The sequence below is a fragment of the Acinetobacter sp. YH12201 genome (assembly GCF_013418145.1).
Taxonomy (GTDB): domain Bacteria; phylum Pseudomonadota; class Gammaproteobacteria; order Pseudomonadales; family Moraxellaceae; genus Acinetobacter.
Genome location: NZ_VPCP01000047.1, coordinates 19,971 through 28,409 on the forward strand (window position 1 = coordinate 19,971; position 8,439 = coordinate 28,409).

General features: G+C 44.3%; 6 protein-coding genes and 2 pseudogenes. All 8 read left to right on the plus strand.

Features of this window, described 5'->3' with window-relative positions; genetic code table 11:
- Positions 1-8 precede the first annotated feature (8 nt).
- A complete protein-coding gene (gene bphC / locus FTU91_RS10310; protein WP_087013802.1) occupies positions 9-884 on the plus strand; it encodes a biphenyl-2,3-diol 1,2-dioxygenase in 876 nt (291 codons plus the stop codon).
- Positions 885-1,004: 120 nt separating this feature from the next.
- A complete protein-coding gene (todJ, locus tag FTU91_RS10315; RefSeq protein ID WP_087013805.1) occupies positions 1,005-1,796 on the plus strand; it encodes a toluene degradation hydratase TodJ in 792 nt (263 codons plus the stop codon).
- A 108-nt stretch (positions 1,797-1,904) separates the two neighbouring features.
- Positions 1,905-2,855, plus strand: a complete 951-nt coding sequence (locus FTU91_RS10320; RefSeq protein WP_180042835.1) for an acetaldehyde dehydrogenase (acetylating) — start codon at positions 1,905-1,907, stop codon at positions 2,853-2,855.
- Positions 2,856-2,865: 10 nt separating this feature from the next.
- A complete protein-coding gene (dmpG, locus tag FTU91_RS10325) occupies positions 2,866-3,888 on the plus strand; it encodes a 4-hydroxy-2-oxovalerate aldolase (RefSeq protein WP_180042836.1) in 1,023 nt (340 codons plus the stop codon).
- Positions 3,889-4,137: 249 nt separating this feature from the next.
- A complete protein-coding gene (locus FTU91_RS10330; protein ID WP_180042837.1) occupies positions 4,138-7,077 on the plus strand; it encodes an ATP-binding protein in 2,940 nt (979 codons plus the stop codon).
- The gene (locus FTU91_RS10335; RefSeq protein WP_180042838.1) at positions 7,074-7,706 is read left to right on the plus strand and encodes a response regulator transcription factor; all 633 of its coding nucleotides are present in this window, start codon (positions 7,074-7,076) and stop codon (positions 7,704-7,706) included. Before FTU91_RS10330 ends, FTU91_RS10335 begins: the two co-directional genes overlap by 4 nt.
- A 340-nt stretch (positions 7,707-8,046) precedes the next feature.
- Positions 8,047-8,133 (plus strand): annotated as a pseudogene (locus FTU91_RS10340) (IS982 family transposase); the annotation flags it as partial.
- 9 nt (positions 8,134-8,142) lie between these two features.
- Positions 8,143-8,273, plus strand: a pseudogene (locus FTU91_RS10345) (IS5/IS1182 family transposase); the annotation flags it as partial.
- Between the last annotated feature and the right edge of the window lie 166 nt (positions 8,274-8,439).

Genomic DNA, 8,439 nt, shown 5'->3' on the forward strand with positions numbered 1-8,439 from the left:
GAATTATCATGAGTATTAAAAGATTGGGTTACTTGGGCTTTGAAGTCGTAGATGTACCTAAATGGAGTACCTTCGCCACGACCAAGTTAGGGATGATGGAAGCTTCAGCCAGCGAAATGGAGGCGACGTTTCGAATCGACTCGCGTGCCTGGCGACTGTCGGTCAGCAAAGGATCTGCTGATGACTATCTTTTTGCTGGCTACGAGGTGGATAGTGAACAGGGATTGCAGGAGGTCAAGCAAAGACTGGAGGCCTTCGGCGTTACAGTCAAGGTCGAGGGACAGGAATTAATCGCCAAGCGCGGTGTGCTCGGATTGATTTCGTGTAACGATCCGTTCGGTAATCGTGTCGAGGTATATTATGGCGGCACAGAGTTGTTCGAACAGCCATTCACCTCACCTACCGGTGTTTCCGGATTTCAAACTGGAAACCAGGGTTTCGGTCACTATGTGTTGAACGTTTCGGATGTGGATGAAGCACTCGCTTTTTATACCAAAGCATTGGGCCTTCAGCTTGCCGATGTCATTGACTGGACTATTTGCGACGGGTTGTCCACTACTCTCTATTTCTTTTATTGCAATGGTCGTCACCACTCATTTGCGTTTGCTAAGCTGCCAGGATCAAAACGGCTTCATCACTTTATGCTGCAACTTAACGGTATGGATGACGTGGGTTTGGCATATGACAAATTTTATGAGGACCGTGAGGTGGTCATGACGCTTGGCCGACATACTAACGATCACATGATTTCGTTCTATGGTGCGACACCTTCGGGCTTCGCAGTCGAGTACGGCTGGGGTGCACGTGAGGTAAACCGAGACTGGTCAGTGGTGCGCTATGATCGCATCAGCATATGGGGACACAAGTTTCAGGCGCCCGCATGATCGGTCAGTCTAGCAGCTCTAGTCCTACTTTTATTTGCATGCTCATAAGACGAACGTTTTGGACAGCAGGGTAGCATAAATAAGGATTATAGACGGTGTTAATCAAGGAGAGATATAAGCATGAATGAACCAGATAACGTACACAAAGTCGCTGATTTTCTGCATGAGGCCGCACTGTCGGGCACAGCTATTGCGCCAGTGCGCAATCTAATAGGTGAGATGGATTTAGAAGCGGCTTATGTTGTGCAAGAGGTCAATACACAACGAGCATTGAATGCGGGGCGAAGACTGGTTGGACGAAAGATTGGACTGACTTCAGTCGCAGTGCAAAAACAACTCGGAGTGGAACAGCCTGATTATGGGATGTTGTTCGCTGACATGGCACGTACAGAGGGTGAGGAAATCTCTCTCAATGATGTGCTTCAACCTAAAGTCGAAGCCGAAATAGCCTTTGTCTTGGGACGTGATCTTGACGATGACTATTTGACGGTGGCTGACCTTTTTCGCGCCATTGAATTCGCAGTTCCAGCGATCGAGATCGTGGGTTCACGTATAGCGAATTGGGATATTCGTATCACGGATACTATAGCTGACAATGCTTCATCGGGTCTGTACGTATTGGGTTCCATGCCAAAGCGGCTGTGCGATTTTGATTCACGCCATGCAGGGATGGTGATGGAGCGACAAGGATTATTGGTATCCTCTGGAGTTGGAGCTGCTTGCCTAGGATCACCGCTCAATGCAGTTCTTTGGTTGGCTAAAGTCATGGCTAAGCTGGGTCGTCCATTGCGTGCTGGTGACACAGTTCTTTCAGGTGCGCTCGGTCCGATGGTGCCCGTCGCAGCAGGCGATATATTTAATGTACGGATAGAAGGGCTTGGGTCGGTGACCGCTAATTTTGCAAAGGGATAGAAGCATGCAAGTGAGCCCATCTTCAATCATAAAATTTCCGGAATTTGCGTAAATAATTATACGTTATGCGACCGGACGCGATGGCTTAATGATTAAAGGAGTTTCATTATGACCCGTAAAGTCAAGGCCGCTATTATTGGTAGTGGCAATATCGGCACTGATCTGATGATCAAGATACTTAGGCAGGGGAAAAACATTGAAATGGGAGCGATGGTTGGCATCGATCCTGCATCGGACGGGCTCGCACGCGCCCAGCGCATGGGGGTAACAATCACTCACGAAGGTGTAGAAGGGTTGACGCGTTTGCCGATATTCAATGAAATCGATATTGTATTCGATGCTACAAGTGCCAACGCACATGTGAAAAATGAGGCTTTGTTACGTGAGCGTAAACCTCAATTACGCATGATCGATCTGACACCTGCCGCCATTGGACCCTACTGTATACCAGTGGTCAATGGTGATGATCACTTAGATGCAACCAACGTTAATATGGTCACGTGTGGAGGGCAGGCTACTATTCCCATGGTTGCCGCGGTATCACGTGTGGCTAAGGTACATTACGCAGAGATTATCGCTAGTATCTCAAGTAAAAGTGCTGGACCTGGTACTCGTGCCAATATTGACGAGTTTACAGAAACTACCTCACAGGCGATTGAGGCGGTAGGTGGAGCTGCTAAAGGCAAGGCAATCATCATTCTAAATCCAGCTGAACCGCCACTGATGATGCGAGACACTATCTATACACTTAGTGATTTCGCTGACATCGAGCAAATTAAAGAGTCAGTGCAATCAATGGTGGATGCAGTACAGGCATATGTCCCAGGTTATCGATTAAAGCAATACGTACAGTTCGACCGCATTGAGGCCGATCGCCCGTTTAATATTCCTGGTGTTGGAGAACGTATGAGTGGGCTCAAGACTTCAATTTTCTTAGAAGTAGAGGGTGCCGCAAACTATCTGCCAGCTTATGCAGGTAACTTGGACATCATGACCAGCGCTGCATTACGTACCGCAGAGAAAATGGCTGTGCGTATGCTCGATTCTCAGGTTGAATAAGGATATCACCATGACTCAACAGAAAATTTACATCTCTGATGTGACACTGCGTGATGGTAGTCACGCGATCCGCCACCAGTATACAGTGGATCAAGTTAAGCAGATTGCACAAGCTCTGGATGATGCCAAGGTCGATTCTATCGAAATTGCCCATGGTGATGGTTTACAGGGAAGTAGTTTCAATTACGGCTTTGGTGCTCATACGGATTTAGAATGGATTGAAGCCGTGGCTAGTGTGGTCAAGCATGCCAAGATTACAACATTACTCTTGCCAGGCATTGCTACTGTACATGATCTTAAGGCTGCCTATGAAGCGGGTGTGCGTGTGGTGCGCGTTGCTACGCACTGCACGGAGGCTGACATTTCCAGACAGCACATCGAGTATGCGCGTCACTTAGGTATGGAGGCTGTTGGCTTCTTGATGATGAGTCACATGACTACACCGCAAAACTTGGCGCAGCAAGCCAAGTTAATGGAAAGTTATGGTGCGACAGTATGTTATGTAGTTGATTCTGGTGGTGCACTGAGCATGAATGGTGTACGGGATCGCTTCCGTGCCTTCAAGGACACACTAAAACCCGAGACACAGACCGGAATACATGCACATCATAATTTGAGTCTAGGGGTAGCCAATAGCATTATTGCTGTAGAAAATGGTTGCGACCGTGTAGATGCAAGCTTAGCTGGCATGGGTGCTGGTGCTGGAAATGCGCCACTAGAAGTGTTTATTGCTGCTGCGGAACGGATGGGTTGGAATCACGGTACTGATCTTTATAAGTTGATGGATGCAGCCGATGACTTGGTTCGCCCATTACAAGATCGTCCTGTACGTGTTGATCGCGAGACTTTAGCTCTAGGGTATGCTGGTGTTTATAGTAGTTTCCTGCGTCATAGCGAGTTGGCTGCTCATAAATACGGGCTTAAAACTGTAGATATTTTAGTCGAACTTGGGCGCCGTCGGATGGTTGGTGGTCAAGAAGACATGATCGTTGATGTAGCGCTTGATTTGCTCAAGCAGCAGGAACAAGCATGAATTCATTCTGACTAATAAGTATTCAGCAAATACTTACGGAATGGGGTATTACTTCGTCATTGTTTAGATGAACTTGAAACCAATGTAATGAAGTTACGTTGGTTTCTCTATTTCCCCTTTACTGTTCTGAGGAATGAGTTGAATATTCTTGAGATGATTATTGTTTAAACGCTAAAAAAGTATTCTCAGGATGAGAGATGGGGGGTATGATCTAGACTGAAACAGTCGGAATTATGTGAATTATCAAGGATGAGCTTTTGGGACAGAAGAAAGCATCAAAATAGATTAAAAAATAATCATTATAATATCAGCCTCAAGGAAAAAGGATCTGCTGAGTTGATGCAAGAACAACATACACGCATTATATTTGATGGGCTCTACGAATTCGTTGGCCTTCTTGATGCCAAGGGAAATGTGCTAGAAGTCAACCAAGTCGCATTGGAAGGAGCAGGTATTACTCTAGAAGATATTCAAGGTAAACCGTTCTGGAAGACACCTTGGTGGCAACTTTCAAAAAAAACAATGGCCACCCAAAAGAGACTTATTGAAACTGCATCATCCGGTGAATTTGTTCGATGTGATGTTGAGATTCTTGGCAAGGCAGATGGTAAAGAAATAATAGCGGTCGATTTTTCATTGTTGCCAATTCGAAATGAAGAAGGTGAAATTATTTACCTTCTTGCTGAAGGGCGTAATATTACCGATAAAAAGAAAGCCGAAGCTATGCTGGCGTTAAAGAATCAGGAGCTAGAGCAATCAGTTGAATATATTCGAAAGCTAGATAAGCAGAAGAGTGATTTTTTTGCCAAGGTAAGCCATGAGTTGCGTACGCCACTGTCTTTAATTCTAGGACCACTGGAAGCTGTTATGGCAGCAGAGCCTCGAGGAGAATCACCTTATTGGAAACAGTTTGAGGTCATTCAACGTAACGCAAGAACCCTGTTGAAACAGGTTAATACATTGCTTGACTTGGCGAAAATAGATGCCCAGCAGATGGGGCTTTCCTATCGGAGAGTTGATCTCAGTCAGCTGACCCGTACTATCGGCTCGAATTTTGAAGGAATAGCCCAGCAAAAATCAATAACGTTTGATATTAAACTGCCCGCGCAGATGATGATTGCTGAAGTGGATGGTGAGAAATACGAACGTATTATCCTTAACTTACTTTCTAATGCTTTTAAATTTACTCCTGATGGGGGGCTTATCCGCTGCTGTCTTAGTTTTAATCTACCCAATTATGCTTTGATTACTGTGTCTGATAGTGGACCTGGTATTCCTCCTAAACTGCGTAAAGAGATATTTGAACGTTTCCACCAGTTAAATCAGGAAGGTCAACAAGCTACGCAGGGTACAGGCTTAGGTCTTTCTATTGTGAAAGAGTTCGTTGAGTTACACCGAGGAACAATTTCTGTAAGTGATGCCCCGGGCGGAGGAGCACTTTTTCAGGTAAAGCTACCACTGAATGCACCTGAAGATGCTTATGTTGCGAATAACACCTTACAGCGAAAAGATAATCCACAGGTCGTGGATTTTGATGAGTACCTTTTGCTGATGTCAAATGCGGTAGATGAGGCTGAGGTGCTTCCGTTTCAATCCGACCAGCCTCGGGTGCTAATCGTTGATGATAATCCAGATATGCGTGGTTTTATAAAGGACTGCCTAAGCAGCGACTATCAAGTGTATGTTGCAGCTGATGGAGCAAAGGCGCTGGAGTTGATGTCCAGCATGCCGCCAGACCTGTTGATTACAGACTTGATGATGCCTGTTATGAGTGGCGATATGATGATTAATCAAGTACGTAAAAAAGATGAACTTTCACATATTCCGATCATGGTGTTGTCGGCCAAGTCAGATGAAGAATTGCGTGTGAAATTGCTTTCTGAGTCTGTACAGGACTTTCTTCTTAAGCCATTCTCCGCTCACGAGCTACGAGCACGTGTAAGCAACCTGGTATCTATGAAGGTGGCAGGCGATGCACTGCGTGGGGAGCTATCCGATCAGGGAGATGATATCGCGGTACTTACTCACCGCCTGATTAGAAGTCGCCACCGCCTTCAGCAGAGTAATATTGCATTATCTGCCTCGGAAGCACGTTGGAAAGCAGTTTATGAAAACTCTGCAGCTGGCATTGTACTGACCGATCCGGAAAACCGAATACTCAATGCCAATCCTGCATTCCAACGCATGACAGGATATGAGGAAAAAGATTTGGCGAAACTTTCTATGGAGCAATTGACGCCACCTGGGGAAAGTGCACAGATGAAACAGCGTATTGCTAATTTGCTTCAGGGGGGAGGAGAGGAATACAATGTGGAACGCTCTTATCTATGCAAAAATGGTTCTATGATATGGGTTAATTCCCGTGTTTCGCTGATGCCTCCACGTTCCGGTGAGCCTCAAGTTATTCTGCAGATCATCGATGATATTACTGAAAGGAAGCAAGCACAGGAAGCTCTCAATCAATTGCAGCAACAATTTGTCCACGTTTCCCGATCGGCTACGATGGGGGAGTTTTCAGCCTATATTGCACACGAGATAAACCAACCACTCTCGGCGATCATGACTAATGCTAATGCTGGTACACGCTGGTTAGGTAAAGAGTCATATAACATCTCAGAGGCTAAAGAGGCATTCGCTCGTATTACCAGAGATTCCGACCGTGCAGCGGAAATTATCCGTATGATACGATCCTTTCTAAAGCGACAAGAGGCAGCGATCAAACGGATTGATCTAAAAGCAATGGTAGCAGATACAAATCTGATACTTAAGGCGCCTAGTCAGAGTAATAGTGTAAATTTAAATGTATTGGCCGATGAAGTACTTCCTGAAATATGGGGAGATGCTGTACAGATTCAACAGTTAGTATTAAATCTGGCTATGAACGCTATAGAAGCGATCAACCAAGGAGACTGTGAAATTAGGCAGCTAACGCTATCATTCTCTGGTAACGATACAGGTGATGCACTTATTATCTCTGTGAAGGACTCAGGTCCAGGTATTTCAGCTGGTAAGGTGTCGCAGTTATTTGATGCATTTTACACAACCAAAACAGAAGGATTTGGAATGGGGTTAGCAATTTGTCTTACAATCACTGAAGTACATAATGGAAAAATATGGGTGGAGTGCCCATCTGAGGGAGGTGCTTGTTTTATGGTAAGCATCCCTGCTAGAAAGGAATCAGATACATGAATAATCACGGATTTTTAATTTATATTCTCGATGATGATAATGCAGTACTGGAAGCCCTCAGCAGCTTGGTACGCTCGGTTGGCATGAGTGTTGAGTGTTTTTCATCTGCTAGCGCATTTTTTAGCGATGTCAATTGGTCTACCTGTGGCTGTTTGATTCTGGATGTTCGTATGCCCGAGATGAGCGGCTTAGATGTGCAACGAAAATTAGCAGAGCTTGGTGAGCAGATCCCTATTATTTTCATTAGCGGCCATGGTGATATTCCAATGGCAGTTAAAGCGATCAAAGCGGGTGCGGTAGACTTCTTCACTAAACCATTTCGAGAAGAGGAACTGCTTGGTGCTATTCGTACTGCCCTCAAGTTAGCGCTTCAGCAGAGATCAAATGCTCCCCAAATTAGCGAGCTTAAAGAAAATTATGAAAGTCTCAGCAAACGCGAGCAACAGGTACTTAAGTTTGTCTTACAAGGATACCTAAATAAACAGACAGCATTAGAACTTGGTATATCGGAAGCTACTGTAAAAGTACACCGTTATAATATAATGAGGAAAATGAAAGTCTCCTCAGTCCAAGATCTAGTTCGAGTAACCGAGCGGCTTAAGAATAGCCTAAGTAGTAATTCTTCATAGTGGGTTCTACGCTGGAACCTCAGATTTTTCCATTACCTCACAGTTTCAGTTTGGCAACCAGTGCCATTTCAGGTCAATAATTTTATTGCTGCTCGGGGAGGTTTAATACCTATTCAGCAAAATTTACAGCTAGACTGCCATCGATATTTTAGTCAGAACCACAACATATTTAGTATGAACTTCCGCTTCCAGTAATTCCTGCAATTAAATATCTTGGCAATGTTCACCAACATAAATTACATTAAATATAACCCGAATCGCGGATAAGAAAATGACTTGAAAAATAAGAGGACTAGAGCCATCAGTTGAGTTACCACACAAAACCTAAAGCCCTAGTCTGATGTTCAATAGTACCGAATTATTCTGCGTAATTGATGATTTCTTTCTGAAATTTGAAGCAACTTATTGGAAATTTCTCAAACAAAGCCATCATTGACATTTAGTTGAAAATGCTTTTGCGAGATTAAAACATTTCCGTGCTATTGCACTCGATTTGATAAACTAGCACGCAATTATAAATCTATGATCCATATAGCCTGCATATTTATTTGGTGCAAAGCCAAATGAGGACACACCCTAGTTAGTGCTGTTTTTTATCTAATTTAACTCTGTACACGACAAATTTCATAGGATCCTTGTCCTATCAGGCTTTTTCTTTCTTAAAATTGCTAGCACTTTCTTAAATTCTTCTTTTTTTCCAAAACCAATCAAACGTAGAATAGCCATTTGAACA

Coding starts and splice junctions, on each gene's coding strand:
- bphC (WP_087013802.1), top strand. CDS start 9: ATGAGTATTAAAAGATTGGGTTACTTGGGCTTTGAAGTCGTAGATGTA.
- todJ (WP_087013805.1), top strand. CDS start 1,005: ATGAATGAACCAGATAACGTACACAAAGTCGCTGATTTTCTGCATGAG.
- FTU91_RS10320 (WP_180042835.1), top strand. CDS start 1,905: ATGACCCGTAAAGTCAAGGCCGCTATTATTGGTAGTGGCAATATCGGC.
- dmpG (WP_180042836.1), top strand. CDS start 2,866: ATGACTCAACAGAAAATTTACATCTCTGATGTGACACTGCGTGATGGT.
- FTU91_RS10330 (WP_180042837.1), top strand. CDS start 4,138: ATGAGCTTTTGGGACAGAAGAAAGCATCAAAATAGATTAAAAAATAAT.
- FTU91_RS10335 (WP_180042838.1), top strand. CDS start 7,074: ATGAATAATCACGGATTTTTAATTTATATTCTCGATGATGATAATGCA.